The organism is Polaribacter sp. MED152 (assembly GCF_000152945.2).
In the GTDB taxonomy this organism is placed as follows: Bacteria; Bacteroidota; Bacteroidia; order Flavobacteriales; family Flavobacteriaceae; genus Polaribacter.
The window spans coordinates 1,172,958-1,199,696 of record NC_020830.1 but is presented as its reverse complement, the minus strand read 5'-3'; the positions used below and the strand labels follow the sequence as shown (position 1 = coordinate 1,199,696).

Annotated in this window: 23 protein-coding genes and 1 tRNA gene; 9 read left to right on the top strand and 15 right to left on the bottom strand. The window is 31.5% G+C overall.

All coding sequences use genetic code 11. The features are described from left to right. Positions 1 to 87: 87 nt before the first annotated feature. From MED152_RS05320 to MED152_RS05295, 7 genes are all read right to left on the bottom strand, one after another. Complete coding sequence (locus tag MED152_RS05320) at positions 88 to 1,578, bottom strand: cryptochrome/deoxyribodipyrimidine photo-lyase family protein (RefSeq protein ID WP_015480835.1); 1,491 nt, start codon at positions 1,576 to 1,578, stop codon at positions 88 to 90. Further along, positions 1,568 to 3,100, bottom strand: coding sequence for a cryptochrome/photolyase family protein (locus tag MED152_RS05315; protein ID WP_015480834.1), 1,533 nt, complete (start codon positions 3,098 to 3,100; stop codon positions 1,568 to 1,570). Before MED152_RS05315 ends, MED152_RS05320 begins: the two co-directional genes overlap by 11 nt. A 1-nt stretch (position 3,101) precedes the next feature. Beyond that, a complete protein-coding gene (locus MED152_RS05310; protein WP_015480833.1) occupies positions 3,102 to 4,412 on the bottom strand; it encodes a DASH family cryptochrome in 1,311 nt (436 codons plus the stop codon). After that, positions 4,382 to 4,522: a DUF2256 domain-containing protein gene (locus MED152_RS13510; RefSeq protein WP_083903265.1), complete on the bottom strand. Its 141-nt coding sequence runs from the start codon at positions 4,520 to 4,522 to the stop codon at positions 4,382 to 4,384. The genes MED152_RS05310 and MED152_RS13510 overlap by 31 nt, the downstream gene beginning before the upstream one ends. 4 nt (positions 4,523 to 4,526) lie before the next feature. Then, a complete protein-coding gene (locus tag MED152_RS05305) occupies positions 4,527 to 5,951 on the bottom strand; it encodes an SDR family oxidoreductase (RefSeq protein WP_015480832.1) in 1,425 nt (474 codons plus the stop codon). A gap of 2 nt (positions 5,952 to 5,953) precedes the next feature. Next, entirely contained in the window at positions 5,954 to 6,580 is a 627-nt protein-coding gene (locus MED152_RS05300; RefSeq protein ID WP_015480831.1) for a flavin reductase family protein, read from the bottom strand. Positions 6,581 to 6,714: 134 nt separating this feature from the next. Continuing rightward, positions 6,715 to 6,789 (bottom strand) — tRNA-Pro (locus MED152_RS05295). Between the two features lie 79 nt (positions 6,790 to 6,868). Between MED152_RS05295 and MED152_RS05290 the strand changes: the two genes are divergently transcribed. Both MED152_RS05290 and trxB read left to right on the top strand, forming a co-directional pair. Beyond that, positions 6,869 to 7,951 carry a PQQ-dependent sugar dehydrogenase gene (locus MED152_RS05290; protein WP_015480830.1) on the top strand — a complete coding sequence of 361 codons (1,083 nt, stop codon included), beginning with the start codon at positions 6,869 to 6,871 and terminating at the stop codon, positions 7,949 to 7,951. Positions 7,952 to 8,070: 119 nt separating this feature from the next. Further along, positions 8,071 to 9,018 carry a thioredoxin-disulfide reductase gene (gene trxB / locus MED152_RS05285; protein ID WP_015480829.1) on the top strand — a complete coding sequence of 316 codons (948 nt, stop codon included), beginning with the start codon at positions 8,071 to 8,073 and terminating at the stop codon, positions 9,016 to 9,018. 55 nt (positions 9,019 to 9,073) lie between these two features. Here trxB and MED152_RS05280 read toward each other — a convergent pair whose 3' ends face one another. The 7 genes from MED152_RS05280 to MED152_RS05250 form a co-directional block, all read right to left on the bottom strand. Further along, positions 9,074 to 9,982 (bottom strand): hypothetical protein, encoded by a 909-nt coding sequence (locus MED152_RS05280; protein ID WP_015480828.1) that lies wholly within the window; start codon positions 9,980 to 9,982, stop codon positions 9,074 to 9,076. A 111-nt stretch (positions 9,983 to 10,093) separates the two neighbouring features. Then, entirely contained in the window at positions 10,094 to 10,540 is a 447-nt protein-coding gene (locus MED152_RS05275; protein ID WP_015480827.1) for a KTSC domain-containing protein, read from the bottom strand. Between the two features lie 132 nt (positions 10,541 to 10,672). Beyond that, positions 10,673 to 11,644, bottom strand: a complete 972-nt coding sequence (locus MED152_RS05270; RefSeq protein WP_041383886.1) for a M20/M25/M40 family metallo-hydrolase — start codon at positions 11,642 to 11,644, stop codon at positions 10,673 to 10,675. 104 nt (positions 11,645 to 11,748) lie between these two features. Then, the gene (locus MED152_RS05265; protein ID WP_015480825.1) at positions 11,749 to 13,557 is read right to left on the bottom strand and encodes an acyl-CoA dehydrogenase family protein; all 1,809 of its coding nucleotides are present in this window, start codon (positions 13,555 to 13,557) and stop codon (positions 11,749 to 11,751) included. A 21-nt stretch (positions 13,558 to 13,578) separates the two neighbouring features. Further along, positions 13,579 to 14,769: an acetyl-CoA C-acyltransferase gene (locus tag MED152_RS05260; protein ID WP_015480824.1), complete on the bottom strand. Its 1,191-nt coding sequence runs from the start codon at positions 14,767 to 14,769 to the stop codon at positions 13,579 to 13,581. 4 nt (positions 14,770 to 14,773) lie between these two features. Then, positions 14,774 to 17,179 (bottom strand): 3-hydroxyacyl-CoA dehydrogenase/enoyl-CoA hydratase family protein, encoded by a 2,406-nt coding sequence (locus tag MED152_RS05255; RefSeq protein ID WP_015480823.1) that lies wholly within the window; start codon positions 17,177 to 17,179, stop codon positions 14,774 to 14,776. Between the two features lie 17 nt (positions 17,180 to 17,196). Further along, entirely contained in the window at positions 17,197 to 17,652 is a 456-nt protein-coding gene (locus tag MED152_RS05250) for a MarR family winged helix-turn-helix transcriptional regulator (protein WP_015480822.1), read from the bottom strand. A 178-nt stretch (positions 17,653 to 17,830) separates the two neighbouring features. On the opposite strand from MED152_RS05250, the gene MED152_RS05245 reads away from it, so the two are divergent. From MED152_RS05245 to MED152_RS05220, 6 genes are read left to right on the top strand one after another with little or no spacing between them, the layout of a single operon-like run. Further along, the gene (locus MED152_RS05245) at positions 17,831 to 18,760 is read left to right on the top strand and encodes an ABC transporter ATP-binding protein (RefSeq protein ID WP_015480821.1); all 930 of its coding nucleotides are present in this window, start codon (positions 17,831 to 17,833) and stop codon (positions 18,758 to 18,760) included. A gap of 4 nt (positions 18,761 to 18,764) precedes the next feature. Further along, a complete protein-coding gene (locus MED152_RS05240) occupies positions 18,765 to 20,090 on the top strand; it encodes an ABC transporter permease (protein ID WP_015480820.1) in 1,326 nt (441 codons plus the stop codon). Beyond that, positions 20,091 to 20,957: a mechanosensitive ion channel family protein gene (locus MED152_RS05235; RefSeq protein ID WP_015480819.1), complete on the top strand. Its 867-nt coding sequence runs from the start codon at positions 20,091 to 20,093 to the stop codon at positions 20,955 to 20,957. Between the two features lie 5 nt (positions 20,958 to 20,962). After that, a complete protein-coding gene (locus MED152_RS05230; protein WP_015480818.1) occupies positions 20,963 to 21,835 on the top strand; it encodes a DUF6268 family outer membrane beta-barrel protein in 873 nt (290 codons plus the stop codon). Further along, a complete protein-coding gene (locus tag MED152_RS05225) occupies positions 21,836 to 22,999 on the top strand; it encodes a sigma-54 dependent transcriptional regulator (protein ID WP_015480817.1) in 1,164 nt (387 codons plus the stop codon). Beyond that, a complete protein-coding gene (locus tag MED152_RS05220) occupies positions 22,999 to 23,553 on the top strand; it encodes a hypothetical protein (RefSeq protein WP_015480816.1) in 555 nt (184 codons plus the stop codon). The genes MED152_RS05225 and MED152_RS05220 overlap by 1 nt, the downstream gene beginning before the upstream one ends. Positions 23,554 to 23,608: 55 nt before the next feature. Here MED152_RS05220 and katG read toward each other — a convergent pair whose 3' ends face one another. Beyond that, complete coding sequence (katG, locus tag MED152_RS05215; RefSeq protein WP_015480815.1) at positions 23,609 to 25,813, bottom strand: catalase/peroxidase HPI; 2,205 nt, start codon at positions 25,811 to 25,813, stop codon at positions 23,609 to 23,611. Between the two features lie 231 nt (positions 25,814 to 26,044). On the opposite strand from katG, the gene MED152_RS05210 reads away from it, so the two are divergent. Next, positions 26,045 to 26,686, top strand: coding sequence for a peroxiredoxin (locus MED152_RS05210; RefSeq protein ID WP_015480814.1), 642 nt, complete (start codon positions 26,045 to 26,047; stop codon positions 26,684 to 26,686). Positions 26,687 to 26,739 lie beyond the last annotated feature (53 nt).

Sequence of the window (26,739 nt, the reverse complement as noted above, 5' to 3'; positions counted from 1 at the left end):
ATACGCAAAAAAATGTTTTGTTTAATATATTATTTAATTAGTTAAACAAAAATTAACAAAATATTTTGATTTGTATATTTTAATAATTTATTGGTTTTGAAGTAATTTCTTTCTGTCTAAAAGAGTATGTGTTTTTAGTATTCTATAATTCTCTTTAAGAACATCAGGATCTTTTTTCATGTCCCAAAGAGTTTGTGTTGCTCTTTTTCTTGCAGATTTAAAATCTACAATAGGTTTAGGGTAATCTACACCCAATTTAAAGTTGTTAAATTGCTCATCTAATGGTGTCATTAAATAGGGTTGATGAATAAATGCTGTAGGTAAGTTTGCCAATTCAGGCACCCATTCTTTTATGAAATTCGCATCTTCATCATGTTCTAAACTATTTTTAATTGGGTTGTAAACTCTTATTTCGTTAATGCCAGTTTCTCCTGATTGCATGTTTAGTTGAGGAAAATGAATTCCAGGTTCGAAATCTAGAAACAACTGCGATAAGTGATGAGAAGAGTCTTGCCAAGGCTGCCATAAAATATGCGTAAAAAAAGAGGCTAGCATAGAACGCATTCTAAAATTTAAATAACCAGTTTCTGATAAACAACGCATAGAAGCATCAATAATTGGGAAACCAGTTTTACCCTCTCTCCATGCTTTTTGATATTTAGTAGAAATGTTCTTTTTTAATTTATGATATCCTTTATTGATACTTGCTTCTTCCATAGTATGCTCCATTTCAAATTTTTGAATGAAGTGCGCTTGCCATCTTAACCTACTAACAAAAGCACCTAGTTGTCTTTTGTTTTCATCGTTTTTGAGCATTATAGCTTTTTGATAAACCTGTCTAATAGACAAATTCCCCCAAGCTATGTAAGGTGATAGCCTACTGCAACTTTTTCTAGATAAAGCTGGTTTAGAAATATGGTTCATATAGTTTTTGTAACGTTCTTCAAAAAAACTATTGGCATATCTCCAGCCCATTTTTGATCCTCCTTTTTGAAATTTGGCCTCTTTGGGCGTTTCTAGATCTGTAACAATAAAATGGTTTTCTATGGTTGTTATTTCATCTTCAGAAATTAGATTTCTGTTTTTAAAATCATTTTTGATTTGTGGTTTATACATAAAATTTTCCCACTTTTCTAACCAATCATGTCTGTTTAAAAGTCCTCTTAAAACGCCATTGTTGTTATTCTCTACCCAATTTATTGAGTTGTTTCTGCAGTATCTTGCAAAGTCTTTATCTCTATTGTATGTTTTAAGTAAGCCGGTTTCTTGATGAGAAAATACAGTATCAATTTTATAGAAATTTTGTAGCTGATTAAAAACGGTAATTACTTCTGATGTTACTGTTAAAATTTTAGTGTTAAATGCGGTTAAATCATCATTTAGCTCTTGTATAGATTCTTTAATAAAATTCCAATGACGAATATTATAATGAGGGTCTTCTAAAAGTGAATTTTCGAAAACATAAAGAAATAGCACAGGTTTTTTAGTTAATAAGGCATTTTGAATAGCCTCATTATCTTGCAAACGTAAATCACGTTTAAACCAAACTACATTAATTTCTTCTCTTCTAATATTCATCTAAATTTTCGATAATATGATTTGCTTTCTCTTTTATTTTGGTTCTGTCTTCTGCAGACATTTTATTCAATAAGCTATACATCATTTTTATTCTAAAGTTGGTGCTAAGCTTATCTTGTTTTTCGTCAAGAAAATTCCAGTATAAACTGTTAAATGGGCATGCATCATCACCAAATTTCTTTGTTTTTTTATAACTACAAGAATCACAATAATTGCTCATTTTACTTATATAACTACCACTAGAAACATAAGGTTTTGTTGCTATTTTTCCACCATCTGCAAATTGGCTCATACCTCTTGTGTTTGGCAGTTGAACCCATTCTATAGCATCTACATAAATCCCTAAATACCAAGCATCAATTTCATCAGGATCTATTTGAGTTAATAGCGCAAAATTACCAGTAATCATTAGTCTTTGAATGTGATGCGCATACCCATTATCTAATGAATTGTGAATGGCATTTTTTAGACAATTCATTTTTGTTTTCCCTGTCCAAAAGAAATCTGGTAATTTGTTTTTATTATTTAGAAAATTCTCTTTTTTGTAGTCTGGCATTAACATCCAATACATGCCTCTCATGTATTCTCGCCAACCAATTATTTGTCTTATAAAACCTTCTACCTGTGAAATATCTATTTCATCTTTTCTTTTTCTGTAAGTAGCTAATGTTGTTTCTACAATTTCTTTAGGAGATATCATTTTCGTGTTCATTGCAAATGATATTTTTGAATGAAAAAGAAAAACTTGGTCTGTATGCATGGCATCTTGATAATCGCCAAAATGAACTAACAAATGTCCGCAGAAATAAGAAAGTTGAGTTAGCGCTTGCTTTCTAGAAATAGGATATTCAAAATATTTAGCATTGATTTTACCTATTGTTTCAACCCCAGCTTTTTCAATTTCAGTTACAATTTCAGAAACATCATTATCAAAATTTTTAGCAGACGGAATTAAAGTTTCTCCTTTCCACTTTTTTCTATTCCTAGCATCATAGTTCCATTTTCCTCCTTCAGGTTGCTCATTAACCATTAATATTTGATGTTTTTTACGCATGTTTCTGTAAAAACTTTCCATCAAAAATTGTTTTTTGCCTTTGAAAAAAGAGGCTAAATCATTCCTGTCAGTATAAAAATGTTCAGTAGTATATACTTTGCTTTCTATGGTTAATAAATCACAGAATTCTTTAAGTTGATGATCTAATCTGTATTCATCTGGGGTTAAATATTCAAATTTTTCGAAGTGATGTTGCTCAAGTAAGTAATTAATATTTTCAGTTAAATTTTGAGTATTTAATTCATCATTTAATTTAAAATAGATAACCTTTTTGTTTTGAGTATTAAGCTCTTCTGCAAAATTTCTCATGGCAGCAAAAAAACCTGCTACCTTTTGAATATGATGTTTTACATAATCGGTTTCTTGACGCATTTCAAATAAACAATAAGTACTATTGTCATCATCGTTTGTAAACCAAGAATGCTTGCTGTTTAGTTGATCTCCTAAAATTAAACGTAAGGTCTTCATCTTAAAATAAGGTTTTTTCTAACCACAATTTTCTGAATTTATGGTTTGCGTCATATCTTTCTGCCTGTAATTGAGTATTGAATTTTCTATCTCTAGGATCGTTTCCAACACCAGCAACATACATCCAATTACCATAGTTACTATGCACATCATAATCTAGTAAAAGTGATTCGAAATAGGCAGCTCCAATTCTCCAGTCTTGTAATAATTCTTTGGCAAAGTAAGAAGCAACATTTTGCCTACCTCTGTTACTCATCCATCCAGTTTCTTTTAACTCAATCATGTTAGCATTCACAAAATCATCTTTTGTGTTTCCATTGATCCAATCTTGTATACAATTCTTATCTACATTCCATTGATAATTTCTTTCTAAAATTCCACCTATTTTAAATATTTCATAACCATATTTTAAAGAAATGTACTTGAAATAATCTCTCCAGATTAATTCAAAAATTACCCAATACGTAGATTGATTTGATCCAAATTCAGCTTCGTATTTTTTAATTTGATAATATATAGTTCTAGCAGATAAGCTGCCATTTGCTAACCAAGGAGAGAATTTTGTTGAGTAATCTGTGCCTACCAAACCATTTCTTGTTTTCTTGTAGAAACCTACTTTTTTACTTTCAAAAAGGTAATAATTTAATCGTTCTAAAGCAGCAGTTTCTCCTCCTTTAAAAGGAAATGCTGATTTTTTAGGCATGACAAAATCATTAAAGCCTAACTCTTTAAGCGAAGGTATTTCTGTAGGATTATGTATTAAATTAGAATCGTCATGCTTGTCTATTAAAATTTCTTCTTGAATTTTTACGTATTTCTCTAGCTTTTTTCTAAACTGAGTAAATACATTTGGAATGTTACTAAAGTTATTTGAAACAGTTTCTGGATGGTATAAAAATTGATCATAGTCTTCAACAAAATTTACAGTATCCGACATTGTTTTTAAAACTAATTTATTGGTATCTAATTCTTCTTTTGTCCATTCTTTTTGGGTGTAAATTGTATCAACTTTATAAGTTTCTGTAATATTTAACAACTGATTTTCAGGAGCATCAAAATAGGTAAGAAGTGTTATGTTTAAATCTTTTAGTTGCTGTTTTAAATCAGTTATAGTTTCTAATAAAAACTGTGCTCTGAATTTTGCAGTTTTTTGAAACCCAAATTCATCTTCTTTAAAATATTTTGGGTCAAAAAAATAGATTGCAATTACCTTATCGTGATTTTGTATTGCTTTTTGAATTGATGTATTGTCTTGAGTTCGTAAATTATTACGAAACCATATTAAGCCTGTTGTGTTTTGTTTCTTCTGCATTTTTCGCTACAATATTTTACGTTTGCCCAGTTTTTCTCCCATTTTTTGCGCCAAGTAAATGGTCTATTACAAACAGGGCAATCTTTTGTGGGTAACTGTTGTTTTTTCAAAAGTTTAAACTTTAGCAATTTTATTTATCATTCCATTAAAAATAAACCAATGAAAAGGAACTACTGAGTACCAATATAATCTACCTGCAATTCCATGAGGTCTAAATGTTGCTGTTTGGTATAATGTGCCGTCTTTAATTTTAAATTCTAGCCAAGCTTCTCCAGGTAAAATCATTTCAGCATAGAGTAAAAGTTTACCTTTTTCTTTATCAGCATAAATAACTCTCCAAAAGTCAAGGGCATCACCCGCATTTAGTTCGGTTGGGTGTCTTCTTCCTCTTCGCAAACCTGCTCCACCAAAAAACTGATCTATAAATCCTCTTATTTTCCATAAAACAGTTCCATAATACCAACCTGTTTCCCCACCAATTGCCCAAATTTTATTTAAGGCTTTTTCACGATTGGTAATTTTTCTTTTTTTATAATCTTTAAAGCAACCATACTCAGGTACATTTATAAATTCGTGCACATAGTTTTTTAACTTTCCACTGCTTATGTACGAGTCTTTCCAACTAGAAATAATACTGTTTTGCTCTATCTTTTTAAAAGCTAGTTTTACAGCATCTTTATAGGACATTGGGTTTACATCAAGTATTTTGTTGATGTCGCTTTTTTCTCCAATAACTTCAACGCCCATAGAATTTACCAATGAACTTGCAAGTTTGTAAGAAGTAGAGGTTACAAAATAAAGCCAATAAGATGATAGTTTTGGAGTCATTACTGGAACTGTAAGAATACTTCTTTTAAGTTTTCTAACTTCTGCAAATTGCAAAAGCATTGTTTTGTAGGTTAAAACTTCAGGTCCAAAAATGTCATAAGAAGTATTAAATAATTCTTTTTTACCTAGTGCCTTGTATAAAAATGAAAGCACATCTCTTATTGATAGAGGTTGTGTTTTTGTATTTAACCATTTAGGAGCAACCATTACTGGTAGTTTTTCTACCAAGTCTCTTATAATTTCGAAAGATGAACTTCCAGAACCAACTATAATTCCTGCTTTAAATGTGGTTAATGCGTAATTTCCAGAAGCTAAAGTTTTTTCAACATTTTTTCTAGATAATAAATGTTTAGACAGTTTAGTGTCGTTGGTAATTCCACTTAAATAAATAACTTGTTTAATAGAAGTAGTTTCTGCAAAAGTTTTAAAATTGGTTGCACACTTCTCTTCTAATATGTGAAACTCTCTTGCAGAATTAGACATGGAATGAATTAAATAGTAGGCAGCATCAATATCTTTAGGTATTGCTTCTAGTGTATGTCTGTTTAGAAAATCAGCCTCAATTAATTCAACATTAGTTTGATCTTTATAGTAGTTTTCTGCTCTAATTTTATCACGAACAGGACACACGATTTTATGACCATCGTTTAATAATAACGGAATTAAACGTTTGCCAATATAACCAGTTGCGCCTGTTACTAATATTTTCATTTTTATAGTTTTGTTTCTTTAGGTCTTTGGTAGCTAAGTTGCTTCTTAAATTTAGGAATAGCATACGTGTCTAATCCATTTATTGTGGCAACATTTCCTTTAGATAAATTGATTAACCCATCACTTTCTAATAATTCATCTTGTACATATAATTCTTGAATTTGTGCTACGATTAACATAACATCATTAGAGGGTACATAGATTTCCTCTATGAATTTCATACTCATTTGTACAGGAGCTCCTTTAACAAACGGAGCTTTAAAGTCTCCTTTAAATTCGGGTTCTAAATCAGTCATGTCAAATTCTGAAACTTCATCAGGATATTTAGCAGACGTATGGTGTGCGTCTTCAATAACATCTTCCCAGATATGGTTTATGGTGAAATACCCTAAATCTTTTAAATTTTTGTGTGTATTTCTTGGAACCGTTGTTGGTCTTAAAATAAAACCTAAGGTTGGAGGGCTAGAACCTAGGTGAGTAACTGAACTAAATACAGCCACATTTGTGATGCCTTCTTCAGAAATTGTTCCTAATAAATTAGCTGATTTAAAACCAGAACAACTGTTAATTAAATTGATTCTGTAGATTTTATTCAGTTTAAATATATCTTCTTGATTAAATACTTGCATTACTTTGTTTTAGTTGATTTAAACAAAGATACAAATTGTTTAAAGGATTTTAATTTAAGTTAAACAAAAACTTACGTTAAAGTTTGTTTCAGGCACAAAAAAAAGCCTCTAGAATATATCTAAAGGCTTAAAAGTCGGGGTGGCAGGATTCGAACCTGCGACCTCCTCGTCCCAAACGAGGCGCGATGACCGGGCTACGCTACACCCCGAAACTTAGTCATCAATTTAGGACTGCAAATATAGAATAATATTTATATATTGTATTTAAAATTCTTGAAATTTCTAGATATGTTTTTAAAAAAATCACTTGTAATTATTTCTTGTATTATTTCAATTGCTTTAAGTGCTCAGAGTAAGGAATATGAGGTAATTGTGCCCGAATTAAAAAATCCTTGGGGTTTTGTATTCTTACCAGATAATTCAATGCTTATCAACGAAAAATCTGGAAAAATTATTCATTTTAAAAATGGCGTAAAAACTACAATTAAAAATGGGCCAGAAATTTACTTGAGAGGGCAAGGAGGTTTATTAGATATTGAATTACATCCAAATTTTACCGAAAACGGATGGATCTATTTTACATACGCTTCGAGTATTGGTGAAGGTAGAGGAGGTAATACAACTTTAATGAGAGCACAACTTAAAGATTTTGCTTTAATCAACCAAGAAGTGCTTTACAAGGCTTCTCCTAACTCAAACAGAGGTCAGCATTTTGGGTCAAGAATTGTTTTTGACTCAGACAATCACGTTTATTTTAGTGTTGGAGATAGGGGAAATAGAGATGTAAATCCTCAAGACTTGACCAGAGATTGTGGAAAGATTTATCGCTTAAAGGATGATGGAAGTATTCCTTCAGATAACCCATTTGTTTCAGTAAAAAATGCTAAAAAAGCAATTTATAGTTATGGACACAGGAATCCTCAAGGCTTAGTCATGAATCCTTTTACCAATGAAATATGGTCTCATGAGCATGGACCAAAAGGAGGAGATGAAATCAACATAATTAATAAAGCTAAAAATTACGGTTGGCCAAAAGTAAGTTATGGTGTAAATTATAGTGGTACAAAATTTACAGATAAAACTTATATGAAAGGTATGGAAAGCCCTATTCATTATTGGACTCCTTCAATCGCTCCAAGTGGTATGGCCTTTATTAATAGTGATGTTTATGGTAATTGGAAAGGTAATTTATTGGTTGGTTCTTTAAAATTTCAATATTTGAGTAGATGTATAGTAAAGAAAGATAAAGTTTTTAAAGAAGTTAAGCTTTTAGAAGGCATAGGTAGAGTTCGATCTATAGAACAAGGCTTAGATGGTTTTATTTATGTGGGCGTAGAAAATTTAGGAATTATAAAACTTTTACCACAATAGATTTGGTTAATGAATAGCTATTTTAAACCTCTATTTTTTCATTATTAAAACTTATAAACAATCATTATATAAGGTGATAAAAATCTATATTTTTACTGTTCAAAAAAGAGAATTTAATTATGTCAGAAACTACTGAGAGAATAAAATGTTTAATTATAGGATCTGGTCCTGCAGGTTATACTGCAGCTATATATGCAGCAAGAGCAGATATGAAACCAGTAATGTATACTGGAATGCAAATGGGAGGTCAGCTTACAACAACTACAGAGGTTGATAATTTTCCTGGATATCCAGAAGGAACAGATGGTACTGCAATGATGGAAGATCTTAAAAAGCAATCTGAAAGATTTGGAACAGATGTAAGATTTGGTATGGTAACTGCAGTTAATTTAAGTAACGAAGTTGGTGGTATACATAAAGTTACTATTGACGAGGATAAGGAAATTGAAGCAAATACAATTATCATTTCTACAGGAGCAACTGCTAAATATTTAGGTTTAGAGAGCGAAATGAGATTAATTGGTGGAGGTGTTTCTGCTTGTGCAACATGTGATGGTTTTTTCTATAAAGGTCAAGAAGTTGTTGTAGTAGGTGGTGGAGATACTGCAGCTGAAGAGGCTACTTATTTAGCTAATATTTGTTCTAAAGTGTATCTTTTAGTTCGTAAAGACTACATGAAAGCTTCTAAAGCAATGCAACATAGAGTAGATAAAACTGAAAATATTGAAGTTCTGTATAATACAGAAGTAGAAGAGGTTTTAGGTACAAATGTGGTAACAGGAGTAAAGGCTATTAATAATCAAACAAAAGAGACTAAAGAAATTCCGGTTACAGGAGTTTTTATAGCTATTGGACATACACCAAACTCAGATTTATTTAAAGGTGTTTTAGATATGGATGAAACAGGGTATTTAATTACTCAAGGTAAAACCACTAAAACAAATATGCCAGGTGTTTTTGCTGCTGGAGACATACAGGATAAAGAATACAGACAGGCTGTAACAGCTGCAGGTACTGGATGTATGGCTGCTTTAGATGCAGAACGTTATTTAGGTGCATTAGAATAACAAAAATTCAAAATAATAAAAAAGGAGATTTCTATGTAGAAATCTCCTTTTTTTATTAATCTAATCCTAGTGCCCTACGCTCTTGTGTATCTGCTTTACCATTTTTACTCCAATAAGCAGATTGTATTGTTTTTATTTTTTGAGCAGTGGTAGTTAGTTTTTTACCTCTTTCTAAAATGGTTTCTTCCCAACCTTCAATAGTATATGGGAAATCTTTGGTAAGTTGTATAGATAATTTTCTGTTTAAAGAAGGATAATTTATGGTACAAAAGATAAAACCGTCAGACGAATTTAGGTTTACAATAGCATCATAAGCTTTAATCTTCTTATGTTTTAAAGCTAAATAATCAAAAGAAGGTATCATTTTGTAATTTCCTGTTTTAATAGCATTAGGATTTATTCTTAAGGTATTCCAAATTTCATTTTCCAACTTGTTTTTTTCTAAGGTTATTTCTTTATCAGCATCGCTTTCAAAATATGAGAAAAATTTAATTTCGTAGTTCGATCTATTATTCAGTTGTACAAATGTATTTCCACACCATTCTTGGGCTGAAAAAGAGATTTTGATAGTTTCTTTCTCTAAATCAATAGGTGTAAAAGTACTTGTCATTAATGAATATGGATAAATACCTGTTGTAAATTTCTTGGTACTATTTAGTTTTAATATAGGTACATTTTTATCATTTTTATAGTCTGCTTTTACTTGTTTTTCAGGTAGAAAATCTTCCGTTACAAAAATTAGTACAGCAGTGCCTTCATGTAATTCACCATATCTTGCTTGCAAAAGTTTATAAGAAGTGATTTCTGCTTTTCCTTGATACCAATAGTTATTAAAGTTTTTGTTCTTCTGAACAACTTTTATAGTAGTATTAACTTCTTCTTTTTTTGAATTTTTGGTCTCAGAGCAAAACACAAAAAATAAACTAAGGATAATTGGAGTGTAAAAGTTCATAAATTTCTTCATTTAAATCAATTTAATAAGCACTAATTTACAACTTTTTAAAGTGAAGTTCTTGGCATAAAAAAAGAGATTACTTGGAATAGTAATCTCTTTAATTATAATATAAAAATTTTTTTAGGCCATAGCTGCAGCCTTTTTAGACTTTCTGTATAGGAACTTGTTAAAAATGTTTCTTTTACCAAAGTTGTTGATAGATTTTGCATTGATAAACTTGCCAAACAAAATTTTATTAACTCCAAAATATTCATAAGTATTGCCATCTGTAAAAGTAACTTCTAACAACATACTTTTATGGTGCCAGTCTGCAACTTGGTATTCAGTAATGGTAGTTTTATAAGCTTCTAAGTTCGCTTCTTTTGTTTCTGGAGCTATACTAACCAAGAAATGATAACCATCAATAATTCTGGTACTTATAATTTCAGCTTCAGCTTTTTTTTCAGGATCTGTAAATTTATCAGGATGCCATTCTTTGACCAATCCTCTATAGGTGCTTTTTAATTCTTTAAGGTCTATTTCACCTTCTACATTAAAAAGTTTTTTATATTCTTTAATTCGTTTCATTTATTGTTTCAAATTTCGCGCAAAAGTATTCATAATAAATGAATTAAAGAGATTTGTTTTCGAATCTTTATTTTTAAGAAAGGAGATTTATAAAGCAAAAAAAAGATTACAAATTGTAACCTTTTTTAAATTTTAGTCTTCAGCTAATTCTTCATCAAAGTTTTCAATAGCTTGTATCACTATCTTAACAGCTTCTATATAAAATTCTTGGTTTATAGTACCATAGGTATCTGTGTGTCTGTGATAGTCTCTATGATCTGGAACACCAAAGTATATAAAAGGAATTTTTTCTCTATGAAAAACCCTATGATCAGAAGAAAAGGTCCAATCTGATTGTTCCTTATTATCAGGATCATCATGCCCAAATAATAAAATAATCTTTTCAGATTCAATTTCCTCTAATGGATCTCTTAAATCTGGATAATGGTGTAAACCACTTGCAAATAACTCAGGATCGTAATCGCTATGTGCAATCATATCCATATTGATGTTTAAGCTAATTTTATCTTTATTTAGATAATCTTTTAAAAAGTATTCTGCTCCAATAGAGCCAATTTCTTCACCATCTACAGCAGCAAAAATTAAATTATGCTTTGTTGGTTTGTCTTTAAAATATTTGGCAATTGTAAAAAGAGCAGCAGTACCAGATGCATTATCATCTGCGCCATTGTAAATTCTGCCTTTCCTAACACCTAAATGATCATAGTGAGCAGTAATAACAAAAGTTTTATTGGTTTGCCCTTTAAGCATACCAACAATGTTTGCTCCAGATACAACAGTGTCTTTTACGTTAGATAAGTCTTCTAATGGTTTTTCTATAGGAAAAACTTCTTGCCTAACTTTACCTGTAAAATTATGATCGAATTTGTGTAATAAGTTACCACCAATAACTGGCTGCAAACCAATTTTATTAAATTCGTCTATAATGATTTTTTGAGTTTTCAGATTCCCTTCCTTAGAAAATGCTCTTCCTTGTAGAGAATCATCTGCTAAGATTTTTAAATCAGATAATAATTTATCACTATCAATATCTATAACTCTAGGTTCGCTACAACCCATTAATAGAATAATAATAGTAAAAACAGTAAATAGTTTTGTTTTCATTGGCTTCATGACTCTAATAAAATCGGGGAAAATCCTTGCAAATATAATAAAAAAGACCATTAATAAAAATGGCCTTTTTAGCAAGTAAATAATTTGAATTTTATTTAAAAAGAATATTTGTTTTCAGCTTTCATAATGTCTGCTATTTGGTTACGTAGAGCAACTACATTAGGATAGTTTGCGTATTTAGTAAAACGCTTTAATCCCATCAATAACATACGTTGTTCATCTCCTTCAGCAAAAGAAACAATACCTTCTCTACCATTTTTAGCAACAATTTCTACTGCATTGTATAAGTATAATTTAGCCATTGCAATTTGTCCTGCTTGTGCATCTTCTCCAAAACGTTTAGCATTTTTCTCTGTACGTAATAAAGTTGATTCTGCCATATACACTTCATTTAAAATTTCAGCAGCAGCTAATAATAACTGTTGATGTTGTTCTAAATCTGGTCCGTATTTTTGAATTGCAGAACCTGCAACCATTAAAAATACTTTCTTAAGTTTAGCAATCATTTCTTTTTCTTCTGCAAATAATTCAGAATAATCTGGAGTATCAAAAGATGGTATTCCCATTAATTCATCAGCAACTGCAGTTGCAGGGCCTAATAAATCTACATGACCTTTCATTGCTTTTTTAATTAACATTCCTACTGAAAGCATTCTGTTAATTTCGTTTGTACCTTCGTAAATACGAGCAATTCTTGCATCTCTCCAAGCAGCTTCCATAGGTGTTTCTTCAGAGAATCCCATTCCTCCAAAAATTTGGATACCTTCATCTGCACAGGCTTGAACATCTTCAGATACAGTAACTTTTAAGATAGAACATTCAATTGCATATTCTTCTACACCTTTTAATTCTGCTTCTTGATGAGAGTTACCTGCAGCCATTCTCATTTCGATTCTGTCTTCTATATCTTTAGCAGCTCTATAACTGGCAGATTCACCTGCGTAACAGTTAGTAGCCATTTCTGCTAATTTTGCTTTTATAGCTCCAAAGTCTGCAATAGGAGTTTTAAATTGTTTTCTTTCGTTAGCATATTGTAAGGCAGTTGTTAATACTCTTCTTTGAGAATCAATACAAGCTGCAGCCAATTTAATACGACCAACGTTTAATGCATTTACAGCAATCTTGAATCCACCACCTCTAACAGATAACATATTTTCTGCTGGTACAACAGTATCGTTAAAAAATACTTGTCTTGTAGAACTTGCTCTAATACCTAATTTGTGCTCTTCTTCACCTAAGGTAATTCCATTTGGATTTGCTGCATCATATTCCACAATAAAACCAGTAATGTTTTTATCATCTTCAATACGTGCAAAAACAATCATCAAATTACAGAAACCTGCATTTGAAATCCACATTTTTTGTCCGTTAATCTTATACGATTTACCATCTTCTGATAACTCAGCAGTAGTTTTACCAGAGTTTGCATCAGAACCAGCACCTGGTTCAGTTAAACAGTAGGCACCCATCCACTCACCAGAAGCTAATTTAGGTACGTATTTTTGTTTTTGCTCTTCTGTACCATATAATGTAATTGGCATAGTACCAATACCTGTATGCGCACCAAAAGCAGTACTTAAAGAACCATTTCCACTAGAAATGTATTCACAAGTAATCATAGTAGATACAAAGCCCATACCCATTCCTCCATATTCTTCAGGAACAGCTACACCTAAAAAGCCAAGTTCTCCAGCTTTTTTCATCACTTCTTCTGTTAAAGCATAATCTTTAGCTTCAAAACGATCTCTGTGAGCTACAATTTCTCTATCTGTAAATTCTTTTACAGCTTCTTTCATCATTATTTGCTCTTCAGAAAAATCTTCTGGAGTAAATATGTCTTCGCACTTTGATTCTTTTACAAGGAATTGACCTCCTCTTAAAATTTCTTTATTTGTTGTTTCCATAATTTTGTTTTTTTGGGAAGTTTAATTTAAAAATTCAAAAATACCTGCTGCACCTTGTCCTGTTCCAACACACATGGTTACCATTCCGTATTTGTTATTCATTTCTCTTTTACGCATTTCATCAAATAATTGAACAGATAATTTTGCACCTGTACAACCTAAAGGATGTCCTAAAGCAATTGCACCACCATTTACATTAATGATGTCTTTATCTAAGCCTAATTCACGAATTACAGCTAAAGATTGAGAAGCAAAAGCTTCATTCAATTCAATAAGCCCTATATCATTTTGATTTAAGCCTGCTTGTTTTAATGCTTTCGGAATTGCAGCAACAGGACCAATACCCATAATTCTTGGAGGTACACCTGCAGCAGCATAACTTACCATTCTTGCAATTGGTTCTAGATTTAGTTCTTTAACCATGTCTTCGCTCATAATCATGGCAAAAGCAGCACCATCACTCATTTGAGATGAGTTACCTGCAGTTACACTACCATTTGCTGCAAAAACAGGACGTAATCTAGCTAAACCTTCAATGTTTGAACCCTTACGTGGACCTTCGTCTTTGTTTACTGTATACTTTTTAGTTGCTTTTTTACCATTAGCATCAACATAAGTTTGCTCTACATCAATAGGTACAATTTGATCTTGGAATCTATTTTCCTCTAAGGCTCTTAAAGCTTTTAAATGTGAGTTTAAAGCAAATTCATCTTGATCTTTTCTAGAAACATTAAATTCATTGGCAACTGCTTCTGCAGTATTACCCATACCCCAATAATATTCTTCATGACCAGATGCAACTGTATCATAGTTTAATTCTGGTTTAAAACCTGTCATAGGAACTGAACTCATGCTCTCTGCACCACCTGCAATAATACAGTCGGCCATTCCTGCTTGAATTTTTGCAACAGCCATACCAATTGTTTCTAATCCTGAAGAACAAAAACGATTTACAGTTACTCCAGGTACATCAACAATATCTAACCCCATTAAAGAAATTAAACGTGCCATATTTAAACCTTGAGAACCTTCTGGCATTGCATTACCTACAATTACATCATCAATTCTTTTTTTATCAAAATCAGGCAGTTCATTCATCATATATTGAATGGTTTCTGCAGCTAATTCATCTGCTCTTTTAAATCTAAACAGTCCTTTTGGTGCTTTACCAACTGCTGTTCTATATGCTTTTACTATATATGCTGTTTTCATTTTCTTAGTTTCTTAAAGGTTTACCTGTTTTTAACATGTGTTGGATTCTTTCTAAAGTTTTACGCTCTGTACATAAACTTAAGAATGCTTCACGTTCGATGTCTAATAAATATTGCTCTGATACTTTAGTTGGTTCAGATAAATCTCCACCAGCCATTACATAAGCTAATTTGTTAGCTATTTTTTGATCGTGAGCAGAAATGTAGTTGCTTGCTTCCATAGAATCTGTACCTACTAAGAACATTCCTAATGCTTGCTTACCTAAAACTAAAACATCTTTACGTTTTACAGGTTGTGTATAACCAGCTTCAGCCATTAATACTGCGTGCTTTTTAGCTTGTGCAATTTGTCTGTCTTTGTTTACAACAACTACATCTTTTCCTTTTTGTAATAATCCTAAATCGAAAGCTTCATAAGCAGAGGTTGCTACTTTAGCCATACCAATAGTTAAAAAGTGCTCTTGCAGTACGTTTAATTGTACATCACCTTTATCAAACTTATCAGAAGCTCTTAAAGCCATTTCTTTAGAACCACCTCCACCAGGAATTACTCCAACTCCAAACTCTACAAGACCCATGTAAGTTTCTGCAGCTGCAACAACTTTATCTGCATGTAAAGAAATTTCACAACCACCACCTAAAGCCATTCCATGAGGAGCAGAAATAGTTGGAATTGCAGAATAACGCATACGCATCATTGTGTCTTGGAAATATTTGATAGCCATATTAAGCTCATCATATTCTTGTTCTGCAGCCATCATAAAAATCATACCAATGTTGGCACCAACAGAAAAGTTTGCTGCTTGATTACCAACTACTAAGCCTTGGTAATTTTTTTCAGCTAAGTCTATTGCTTTATTTACTGCAGCTAAAACATCGCCACCAATTGTATTCATTTTAGATTGGAATTCTAAATTTAAAATTCCATCTCCTAAATCTTCAATTACAGCACCTGAGTTTTTCCAAACCTCGTTTGATTTTCTAATGTTATCTAGAATGATGAATGAATCTTGACCTGGCTTTTTAGTTTGCGTTTTAGTAACAACATCATAGTAATATGTTGCTCCATCTTTTACTGTATAGAAAGCATCGTTATTGTTTAATAACATTTCTTCTACCCAAGATGCAATTTCATAACCTTCTGCTTTCATGATTTCTACACCTTTGGCTACACCAATAGCATCCCAAATTTGGAATGGTCCATGCTCCCAACCAAAACCTGCTCTTAAACCATCATCTATTCTATACAATTCGTCAGAGATTTCAGGAATTCTGTTTTGTACGTAGGCAAACATTGCTGCAAATGATTTTCTGTAGAATTCACCAGCTTTATCTTTACCTGCTACAAGTACTTTAAAACGATCAGCAACATTATCTATGGTTTTGGTTAACTCAAGAGTTGCAAACTTTGCACGTTTCTTTTCTCTGTATTCTAACGTATTTAAGTCTAATGATAAAATGTTCTTTTTACCATTAGCGTCTTTTGTCATTTTATAAAAACCTTGTTTGGTTTTACTACCTAACATTTTGTTTTCCATCATATGATTAACAAAATCAGGAATAACAAACTGGTCTCTCATTTCATCCTCAGGACAATTGTCTTTCACTCCGTTTGCAGTATGCACCAAAGTATCTAAACCAACAACATCTATAGTTCTAAAAGTTGCAGATTTTGGACGCCCAATTACTGGACCTGTCAATTTATCTACTTCTTCTATAGTTAAGTCCATTTCTTTAACTACATGAAATAAACTCATAATACCGAAAATACCAATTCTATTTCCAATGAATGCTGGAGTATCTTTTGCTAAAACAGATGTTTTACCCAAAAACTTATCACCATACATCATTAAGAAGTCTGTAACTTCTTGTTTACAATTAGGACCAGGAACAACCTCGAAAAGTTTTAAATATCTTGGTGGATTAAAAAAGTGAGTTACAGCAAAGTGTTTTTGAAAATCTTCACTTCTGCCTTCATTCATAAATTTGATAGGAATACCAGAAGTATTTGAAGTAATTAAAGTACCAGGTGTTCTGTGCTCTTCAATTTTTTCAAAAACAGATTTTTTAATATCTAATCGTTCTACAACAACTTCCATTACCCAATCTACATCTTTAACTAAATGTAAATCATCATCAATATTACCAGTAGTAATTCTACTTGCAAATTTCTGACTATAAATAGGTGATGGTTTTGATTTTAAAGAAGCTGCTAAAGCATCATTTACTAAACGATTACGAACTACTTTGTCTTCTAACGTAAGTCCCTTCGCTTTTTCTTTATCAGTTAATTCTCTTGGAACAATATCCAATAAAAGAACTTCTACACCAATATTCGCAAAGTGACATGCAATACCAGATCCCATAATTCCAGATCCAATAATGGCTACTTTTTTAATTCTTCTTGTCATTTGTTTATAGTTTGATTTTATTTATCTTGATTTATAGGTTCAAAAATTTTCTTTTCAGCAATAAGTTTGTTGATAGTAACCATAACTTTAAAGAAAGATTCTAATTCGTCTTCTGTAACATATTCTCTTACTACATTATTAAATTGGTACACATGGCTTTTAGAAAATTTACGCATTTCTAAACCATAATCTGTAAGCTTAATAATTACACTTCTACCATCTTCAGGGTTTTTTTCTCTGGAGATAGCCCCTTTTTCTTCCATAGATTTTAATATTCTAGAAAGACTAGTAGGTTCCATCCCCATTAAAGGGCCTAAAGCAGTACTTGGTGTGCCTTTTTCTTTATCTATAGTAAGTAGAACAAATGCCATAGACATTGTGCTACTGTAATTTGTAGCTTGTTCGTTATACATTTTTGCAACTGCTTGCCAAGTTGCTCTTAATTGATGATCTATAGATTTATTTTTATCCATGACATCAAAGATATAAAAATTTACTATGCATGCATAGTAAATTTAAAAAAAGTTATGCATGCATAGTAAATTTAACATTTTATTTATTTGTAACATTATCTATGTTTTCTTTACTAATTAAAATATGTAAGTTTGTAAGAAGCGTTCTTATTTTGAAATACAATTAATAAAAAAGCCAATGAGTAATTTATTAGAAATTAATAATGTTGTAAAAAATTATGGGGATTTTAGAGCATTAAATGATGTGTCTCTCCACATACCTAAAGGAAGTGTTTATGGTTTATTAGGACCAAATGGAGCTGGTAAAACCTCTTTAATTAGAATTATTAACCAAATTACTATGGCAGATTCTGGTTCTGTTTATTTAGATGGTGAGCTTTTGGCACCAAAACATACAGCAGATATTGGTTATTTGCCAGAAGAACGTGGTTTGTATAAATCTATGAAAGTAGGTGAACAAGCTTTGTATTTAGCTCAATTAAAAGGTTTGAGTAAAGCTGAAGCCAAAAAACGCTTAAAATATTGGTTTGAGAAGTTTGATATTATGGCTTGGTGGAATAAGAAAATTGAAGAACTTTCTAAAGGTATGGCTCAAAAAGTACAATTTATTGTTACTGTAATGCACAATCCTAAGTTGTTGATTTTTGATGAACCTTTTTCTGGATTCGATCCTATAAACGCTCAAATTATAGCCAAAGAAATTTTGCAATTAAGAGATGAAGGTGCTACTATTATTTTTTCGACGCATAGAATGGAATCTGTAGAGGAGATGTGTGATGAAATCGCACTTATTAATAGATCTAATAAAATATTAGATGGTAAACTATCTGATATAAAACGTGAATTTAGAACTAATACCTTTCAAGTGGGTTTGCATACTGCTAATCCAAAAGAAGTAGAGGCAAGTTTAAAAGAAAATTTCACAGTATTTCCTGCAGATTTTAAACTGTTAGGTAATGAACTTACTATGAATGTAAAATTAGGAGCCAGTGATACTTCTAATGATTTATTATCATTTTTAACAAGCAAAGGTCAAGTGCAACACTTTGTTGAGTTAATACCTAGTGCAAACGATATTTTTATTCAAGCTGTAAGCAAAAATCAATAAGAAAATGAGCAAGTTAAAACTAATTATACAAAGAGAATTTATTGCTAAGGTTCGTAATAAATCGTTTATAGTGATGACTTTTTTAAGTCCTCTAATTATGGTAGGGATGGGTGCTTTGGTCTTTTTCTTAATGAAAAAGAACGATGAAAAAGTGAAACAAATTGTTTATGTAGATAATTCTGGTTTGTTCTCTCAAGATGATTTTAAAAATACCAAAACATTACACTATAAAGATTTTACATCTTATGGTATAGAGGAAACCAAAAAGAAAGTTGAAGAGGGTGATTTTTACGGAGCATTAATTATTCCACAGCAAGACAGTTTAGAAATACTTGCCAAATCTATTGAATTTTACTCAAAAGATTCACCAGGAATGTCTGTAATGAATTCCTTAGAAAGCAAGGTAGAATCTAAAATTCGAAATGAAAAATTAAATAACTTTGGTATTGATATTGACAAGATTAATGCATCAAGAGTGCAATCGGATATTAAGATGTATAATTTTTCGGGTGAAGAATCTTCTAAATTAATTAACGGTTTAAAAATTGGAGTAGGAGCTATTGCAGGTTATTTACTCATGGTTTTTGTAATGGTTTATGGTACTTCTGTAATGAGAAGTGTAATTGAAGAAAAAACAAGTAGAATTATAGAAGTTATAGTTTCCTCTGTAAAACCTTTTCAGTTAATGCTGGGTAAAATTATAGGTAATGCCTCTGCAGGTTTATTGCAATTCTTTATTTGGGGTATCATAATTTTTATAATTACAACTGTAGCTTCTTCTATATTCGGTGTAGATATGGTTGAAATGCAAACCGAAAATATATCCCCAGAACAATTAGAGGCTGCTAAACAGGCTGCAGGAGCAGACAAAATGCAAGTAGTAGTTCAAGAAATCTTAAGATTACCAATTTTAAAATTATTTCTATTATTTATCTTTTACTTCTTAGGGGGTTACATGCTTTACAGTTCATTATTTGCGGCAGTTGGAGCAGCTGTCGATAATGAAACAGATACTCAGCAATTTATGTTACCAATTATGTTGCCTTTAATTTTGGCGGTTTACGTTGGTTTTGCGACAGTAATAAGCGATCCCCATGGTCCAATTTCAGTAGCCTTTTCATACATACCATTAACTAGTCCTATTGTAATGTTAATGAGAGTTCCTTTTGGAGTTTCTTGGTATGAATTGGCAATTTCTATGACCCTACTTTTAGTTACATTTGTTTTTATGGTTTGGTTAGCTGCAAAAATTTACAGAGTAGGTATTTTAATGTATGGTAAGAAACCAACTTATAAAGATTTATACAAATGGTTAAAATATAAAGGATAAATGCAGCAAGAAACGTTAGAAAAAGTTAAGGATACAATTGTAGATGAGACCACCTCAATTTTAGACTTTACATTTGTTTTTAGTGATGAGATAAGTATTACAGTAAGAGGTTTGTTATTTGTGGTAGTGGCCTTATTGGTTACCTCATTTATTCTAAACTTGATTAGAAAATTTATTACTAGAAAAATGCCTAATAATGACAAGCTGAAGTTTGTTAGTGTGTTTGGCTATATTAGATGGATTGTCTTTTTAATTATTTTCTTAATTGCAATGCATACTTCAGGAGTAAATGTTACTGCTGTTTTTGCAGCGTCAGCAGCACTTTTAATTGGTGTTGGTTTGGCTTTGCAAACGTTGTTTCAAGACATTTTTTCTGGAATTATAATTTTAGTAGATCAATCTGTTCATGTAGGTGATATTATAGAGTTAGAGGGTAAAGTTGGGCGTGTTTTAGATATTAGATTACGTACTACTAGAGCTGTAACCATAGACAATAAGGTACTAGTAATTCCAAATCATTTATATTTAACCAACATTTTATTTAATTGGACAGAAAACGGAACAGAAACTAGAGAAAGTGTTGATGTTGGAGTAGCCTATGGCTCAGATGTTCAGTTGGTGAAAAAAATATTGCTAGAGGTTGCAGAGGCACAACCTACTGTTTTAGAAAATCCTGCACCAGTGGTATTATTTACAGATTTTGCAGACAGTAGTCTAAATTTTAAAGTTGCATTTACATTAAATAATAGTTTCGAAGTAAGATTTACCCAAAGCAATATTCGTTTTGAAATTGATAAAGCTTTTAGAGAAAACAACATAACCATTCCTTTTCCTCAAAGAGATGTGCATATGTTTAGCGAAAAATAAGAACTATGAAAAAGAGTTTTTTAGTGCTGCTGTTTGTATTATCAGCAGGTATTACTAATGCCCAGTTAACAGATTTAGCAAGGCTAGAATACTCTTTTATTCCTAAAAGTAATTCAGAAGATCAATACACTAGAATTAGAGCACTACTTAATTATCCTATAGAATTAAAAAAAGATAGGTATATTTTTGTTGGTGCAGAATACAATAGAATTTTTTTAAATTTAAATGATAGTTATCCTTTTGATAAATCACTTTTAGAAACATTAACTGTACTAGATATTAATTTAGGATACACTTTTAAAATTAATGAAAGGTGGAGAACAGGTTTTAAAATTACACCAAGATTAGCATCAACTTTAACAGAAAAAATATCAGGAGATGATCTTTTTTTAAATGGTGGTATATTTTTTGTGAATGATAGAACAAAGGCCACAACTATAAAAAGACCTTACAGACTAATTTTAGGTTTAACCTATAACACAACAACAGGTATACCTTTTCCATTACCATTTGTAAGTTACTTTAGGCAAGTAAATAAATCTTGGTCTTTTAATGCAGGGGTTCCAAAATCGAATGTAAAATATTACTTTAAAGAAAAAAATACAGTACAAGCATTTGTAAGCATAGATGGTTATTTTGCCCATTTACAAAGGCCTACTGCAGTGTTAAATAAGCAAGTAGATAATGTTTCTTTATCGGTTGTGGTTTCTGGTTTAGGTTATGAATATTTACTAAACAAGCATTTAGTTTTGTACGCCTATACAGGGTATACTCTTAGAATGAACAATGTTTTAAGAGATAAAGACAGAGAGAATGTATTTACTTTAGATAGAGTAAATGCCTTTTATTTAAGAACAGGAATAAAATTTAAAATATAGATGTCAAAAATATTAATTATAGAAGATGAAGCTGCAATTCGCAGAGTACTAAAGAAAATTATTTCTGAAGAAAATGATGCATATAATGTAGAAGAGGCAGAAGATGGTTTACAAGGAATGGAAATGATTAAGAATAATGATTATGATTTAGTTCTTTGTGATATTAAAATGCCAAAAATGGATGGTGTTGAGGTTTTAGAAAAAGCAAAAAAGATAAAACCAGAAGTACCTATTGTAATGATTTCTGGTCATGGAGATTTAGATACAGCAGTAAATACAATGCGTTTAGGCGCATTTGATTATATTTCTAAACCACCAGATTTAAACCGTCTTTTAAATACAGTAAGAAATGCTTTAGATAAAAAAGTTTTAGTTGTAGAAAATAAAAGGCTTAAGAAAAAGGTAAGCAAGAATTATGAAATGGTGGGTGAGAGTGATGCAATTTCTCACATAAAAGATATTATAGAAAAGGTGGCTGATACAGATGCTAGAGTTCTAATTACTGGGCCTAATGGTACAGGTAAAGAACTAGTTGCACATTGGTTGCATGAAAAATCTTCACGTTCTAAAGCGCAGATGATCGAAGTTAATTGTGCTGCAATTCCTTCTGAATTAATAGAGAGCGAACTGTTTGGTCATGTAAAAGGTTCTTTTACAGGCGCGAATAAGGATAGGGCAGGTAAGTTTGAAGCTGCAAATGGAGGAACCATTTTCTTAGATGAAATAGGGGATATGAGTTTGTCTGCACAAGCAAAAGTATTACGTGCTCTGCAAGAAAATAAAATTAGTAGAGTAGGTTCAGATAAAGACATTAAGGTTAATGTAAGAGTAGTTGCAGCAACCAATAAAAACTTAAAAAAAGAAATTGCAGAGGGCAGATTTAGAGAAGATTTGTATCATAGATTGGCTGTAATTTTAATTCAAGTACCAGCTTTGAATGATAGGAGGGAAGACATCCCTTTATTGGTAGACTTTTTTGCAACAAAAATTTCTGAAGAACAAGGTACCCCAAGAAAAGTTTTTTCTGAAGAAGCAATTGTCTTGTTACAGAAATACGATTGGACAGGTAATATTAGAGAACTTAGAAATGTTGTAGAACGTTTAATTATTTTAGGTGAAAAAGAGGTTTCTGCAAATGATATTAAATTATTTGCTAGTAAGTAATGGCTGTATTTAAGTTCTTAAATCTTTCAAATTACAATAAACGCGCTTTAATAGGTGGTGTAATTGCTACTATTTTTACAGGAATTGGTGCTTTTGCATTAGGTAATTTAAGCGGTTATGAAGCAAAGGAATTAATACGATCATCCTTACCAGGTTTTAATACGCTTTGTAATACTATTGTTTTAGCATCAGCTACAATTTTAGCGCTTTTACTAACATTAATTAGTGTGAGTTCTGGGTCTAAATCTAAGTTGAATAAAAGTCATTATAAGCATATAATTCTAATTGCTAAGATTGATACAGTTGTATTTGTGGCAGCTATGATTATATTCCAGTTTTTTAATTTACCAGTTACTGAGGCAGATAATGTTCCTAGTGAATGGTATACCTATATTTATTACGCTACTTTAATTATTTCATCAATTTTAAGTGGAGGATTGATTAGCGTTGTTTTAATGCTGTTTAATGCTGTAGTTAGTATTATTAAAGTGGTAGGTTTAGATATAGAGGATCATCCTTTAATTCAAAGTGATGATGAACAAAATGAAGAATAAAAAAAGAGGAAATATTTAAAATATTTCCTCTTTTTAACTTTATAATAATTGGTTTCTATTTTAAATCAAAACGATCTAAGTTCATCACTTTCGTCCAAGCAGCAATAAAATCTTTAACAAATTTTTCTTCAGCATCTGCTGCACCATAAACTTCGCAAACTGCTCTAAGTTCAGTATTAGATCCAAAAATTAAATCAGCTCTAGTTCCTGTAAACTTCAAGGCATTGGTTTTTCTATCCCTACCAATAAATTCTTTTTCATCTGAATTTGTGGCTTTCCAAGTATATGAGAAGTCTAAAATGTTCTTAAAGAAATCGTTACTTAAAGTCTCTTTCTTATCAGTAAAAACTCCATGATTAGATCCATCATAATTTGCACTTAACATACGTAACCCACCAACCAAGACAGTCATTTCAGGTATTGATAACGTTAGTAAGTTTGCTTTATCAATCAATAAATCTTCAGCAGCCATTTTTAAATCAGAATTTATATAGTTTCTGAATCCGTCTGCAATTGGTTCTAAATAGCTAAATGATTTTAAGTCTGTTTGTTCTTGAGTTGCATCTCCTCTTCCTTCTGTAAAAGCTACATTAAAATTGTATCCAGCATTTTTAACTGCTTTTTCTACACCAACAGAACCTCCTAAAACAATTAAATCTGCTATTGAAATTTCACCCTCAAATTTTTTCTGAATTGCTTTATAAGTTGTTAAAACTTTTTCTAATTCTTCAGGATTATTTACTTCCCAATTTCTTTGAGGCTCTAATCGAATTCTACCTCCATTAGCTCCTCCACGTTTATCTGAACCTCTAAAAGTCGATGCAGATGCCCAAGCCGTTTTTACTAATTCAGAAACAGTTAAACCACTTTCTGAAATAAGGGCTTTTAAGGTGTTAATGTCATCATCTGATAATGTGTAATTTACTTTAGGTATTGGGTCTTGCCACAATAATTCCTCACTAGGTACTTCTGGGCCTAAATAACGATCTGTAGGTCCCATATCTCTATGAGTTAGTTTGTACCATGCATTTGCAAAAGCTTCTTCAAATGCTTTATGGTCTTTATGAAAACGTTGGGAAATTTCTAAGTATTTAGGGTCCATTCTTAGTGCAATATCTGCAGTAGTCATCATTAACGCCTGTTTCTTATTAGGATCTCCAGCAGTTGGAGCCATTTTAGCTTTAGACTCTGCTGTTGGTGTCCATTGATAAGCACCTGCAGGACTTTTAGTTAATTCCCATTCATAGTTTAATAACACATCAAAATAGTCAGCATCCCATTGAGTAGGATTTGGTGTCCAGGCACCTTCTATACCACTGGTAATGGTATCATCTAAAACTCCAGATTTAAAAGAGTTTTTCCATCCAGTACTCATTTCTTCAATTTTACCTCTATGAGGTTCGTTACCTACATATTTATCTGGGTCTGCTGCCCCATGCGCTTTTCCAAAAGTATGACCTCCTGCAACTAAAGCTACAGTTTCTTCATCATTCATAGCCATTCTCTCAAATGTTTCTCTTACATTTTTGGCAGAACCTAAAGGATCAGGATTACCATTAGGACCTTCTGGATTTACGTAAATCCAACCCATCATAACAGCCCCTAAAGGAGATTCTAATTCACCATCTTCATATCTTTTTTCATTTGCACCCCATTCTGTCTCACTTCCCCAATAAATATCTTGTTCAGGTTCCCAAACATCTTCTCTACCACCAGCAAAACCTTTTGTAGGAAAACCCATTGATTCCAACGCGCAATTTCCGGCTAAAATCATTAAATCTGCCCAAGAAATTTTATTGCCATATTTCTGTTTTATTGGCCATAGTAATAATCTTGCTTTATCTAAGTTACCATTATCAGGCCAGCTATTTAAAGGAGCAAATCTTTGTGTTCCAGAGCCTGCCCCACCTCTACCATCAATTACTCTATAGGTACCTGCACTATGCCAAGCCATTCTGATCATAAATCCTCCATAATGTCCATAATCTGCAGGCCACCAATCTTGTGAGTCTGTCATTAAATTAAGTACATCTTGCTTTAACTCGTTAAAATCTAAGCTATTAAAAGCAGCTGCATAATCAAAATCTTCACCTAAAGGATTGGATTTAGAAGCATGCTGACGTAAAACGTTTAATTTTAATTCATTTGGCCACCAATCACGATTCGTAGTTCCACCTCCAGCAGTTTTTGTTGGTGTACCATGTAAAAAAGGGCATTTACCAGTATCTTTATTAATATCAAAATTGTCTGTGTTGCTCATAAGATTTGGTTTTTAAAATTTGATAGTTCAAAGCTACAATATTTTTTTAAATAATTTTTATCTATAATTATTATTTTATCATAAGAATAAATGATGGTGATGTTTTGTAAAAAACAAAATAATCAAAGCTTATTCTACTATAAATTAATTAATTCAGGATGCCATTTAAAATGAGAATAATCCAAATATCTTTGCGCCTGTAAAATAGAATAATTATAAACAATAATTAATATGGCAACAGCAGTTGGTAAAAAATTTCCAGATCTTCATGTAAACGCAATGAATGATTTGGGTGATACATTTAAATTAAATGTATTAGAAGAGGCAGTAAACAATAACAAGAAGGTATTGTTATTTTGGTATCCAAAAGACTTTACTTTTGTATGTCCTACAGAGTTACATGCTTTTCAAGAGGCATTACCAGAATTTGAAAAAAGAAACACTGTAGTAATTGGTGCATCTTGTGATACTGCAGAAGTTCACTTTGCTTGGTTAAGTACTTCTAAAGATAATGGAGGTATAGAAGGTGTTACTTACCCAATTTTAGCAGATAGTAATAGAAATTTATCTTCAATATTAGGAATTTTAGACATTTCTAACGAAGTATACGATGAAGAAACTGGTACAGTACAGGTAGAGGGTGATAATGTAACTTACAGAGCTACATATTTAATCGATGAAGAAGGTACAGTATTTCATGAAGGTATTAACCACATGCCAGTAGGTAGAAATGTAAATGAGTTCTTACGTTTAATTGATGCTTATTCTCACGTACAGAAAAACGGAGAAGTTTGTCCTGCAAACTGGGAAGAAGGTAAAGATGCAATGCAAGCAAATGCGAAAGGAACAAAAGAGTATTTAGCTAGTCACTAAATTTAATATAAGTTGTGGGTTGTAGAATTTATTCTACAACCCATAATTCTAAC

Bases quoted from the DNA above. Each gene is read 5' to 3' on its own strand.
- MED152_RS05240 (WP_015480820.1), top strand. From the start codon at position 18,765: ATGAGCAAGTTAAAACTAATTATACAAAGAGAATTTATTGCTAAGGTT.
- MED152_RS05260 (WP_015480824.1), bottom strand. From the start codon at position 14,769: ATGAAAACAGCATATATAGTAAAAGCATATAGAACAGCAGTTGGTAAA.
- MED152_RS05255 (WP_015480823.1), bottom strand. From the start codon at position 17,179: ATGACAAGAAGAATTAAAAAAGTAGCCATTATTGGATCTGGAATTATG.
- MED152_RS05235 (WP_015480819.1), top strand. From the start codon at position 20,091: ATGCAGCAAGAAACGTTAGAAAAAGTTAAGGATACAATTGTAGATGAG.
- MED152_RS05270 (WP_041383886.1), bottom strand. From the start codon at position 11,644: ATGAAAACAAAACTATTTACTGTTTTTACTATTATTATTCTATTAATG.
- MED152_RS05280 (WP_015480828.1), bottom strand. From the start codon at position 9,982: ATGAAGAAATTTATGAACTTTTACACTCCAATTATCCTTAGTTTATTT.
- MED152_RS05305 (WP_015480832.1), bottom strand. From the start codon at position 5,951: ATGAAAATATTAGTAACAGGCGCAACTGGTTATATTGGCAAACGTTTA.
- MED152_RS05315 (WP_015480834.1), bottom strand. From the start codon at position 3,100: ATGAAGACCTTACGTTTAATTTTAGGAGATCAACTAAACAGCAAGCAT.
- MED152_RS05225 (WP_015480817.1), top strand. From the start codon at position 21,836: ATGTCAAAAATATTAATTATAGAAGATGAAGCTGCAATTCGCAGAGTA.
- MED152_RS05245 (WP_015480821.1), top strand. From the start codon at position 17,831: ATGAGTAATTTATTAGAAATTAATAATGTTGTAAAAAATTATGGGGAT.
- MED152_RS05220 (WP_015480816.1), top strand. From the start codon at position 22,999: ATGGCTGTATTTAAGTTCTTAAATCTTTCAAATTACAATAAACGCGCT.
- MED152_RS05265 (WP_015480825.1), bottom strand. From the start codon at position 13,557: ATGGAAACAACAAATAAAGAAATTTTAAGAGGAGGTCAATTCCTTGTA.
- MED152_RS05320 (WP_015480835.1), bottom strand. From the start codon at position 1,578: ATGAATATTAGAAGAGAAGAAATTAATGTAGTTTGGTTTAAACGTGAT.
- trxB (WP_015480829.1), top strand. From the start codon at position 8,071: ATGTCAGAAACTACTGAGAGAATAAAATGTTTAATTATAGGATCTGGT.
- MED152_RS05250 (WP_015480822.1), bottom strand. From the start codon at position 17,652: ATGGATAAAAATAAATCTATAGATCATCAATTAAGAGCAACTTGGCAA.
- MED152_RS05230 (WP_015480818.1), top strand. From the start codon at position 20,963: ATGAAAAAGAGTTTTTTAGTGCTGCTGTTTGTATTATCAGCAGGTATT.
- MED152_RS05300 (WP_015480831.1), bottom strand. From the start codon at position 6,580: ATGCAAGTATTTAATCAAGAAGATATATTTAAACTGAATAAAATCTAC.
- MED152_RS05310 (WP_015480833.1), bottom strand. From the start codon at position 4,412: ATGCAGAAGAAACAAAACACAACAGGCTTAATATGGTTTCGTAATAAT.
- MED152_RS05210 (WP_015480814.1), top strand. From the start codon at position 26,045: ATGGCAACAGCAGTTGGTAAAAAATTTCCAGATCTTCATGTAAACGCA.
- katG (WP_015480815.1), bottom strand. From the start codon at position 25,813: ATGAGCAACACAGACAATTTTGATATTAATAAAGATACTGGTAAATGC.
- MED152_RS05275 (WP_015480827.1), bottom strand. From the start codon at position 10,540: ATGAAACGAATTAAAGAATATAAAAAACTTTTTAATGTAGAAGGTGAA.
- MED152_RS05290 (WP_015480830.1), top strand. From the start codon at position 6,869: ATGTTTTTAAAAAAATCACTTGTAATTATTTCTTGTATTATTTCAATT.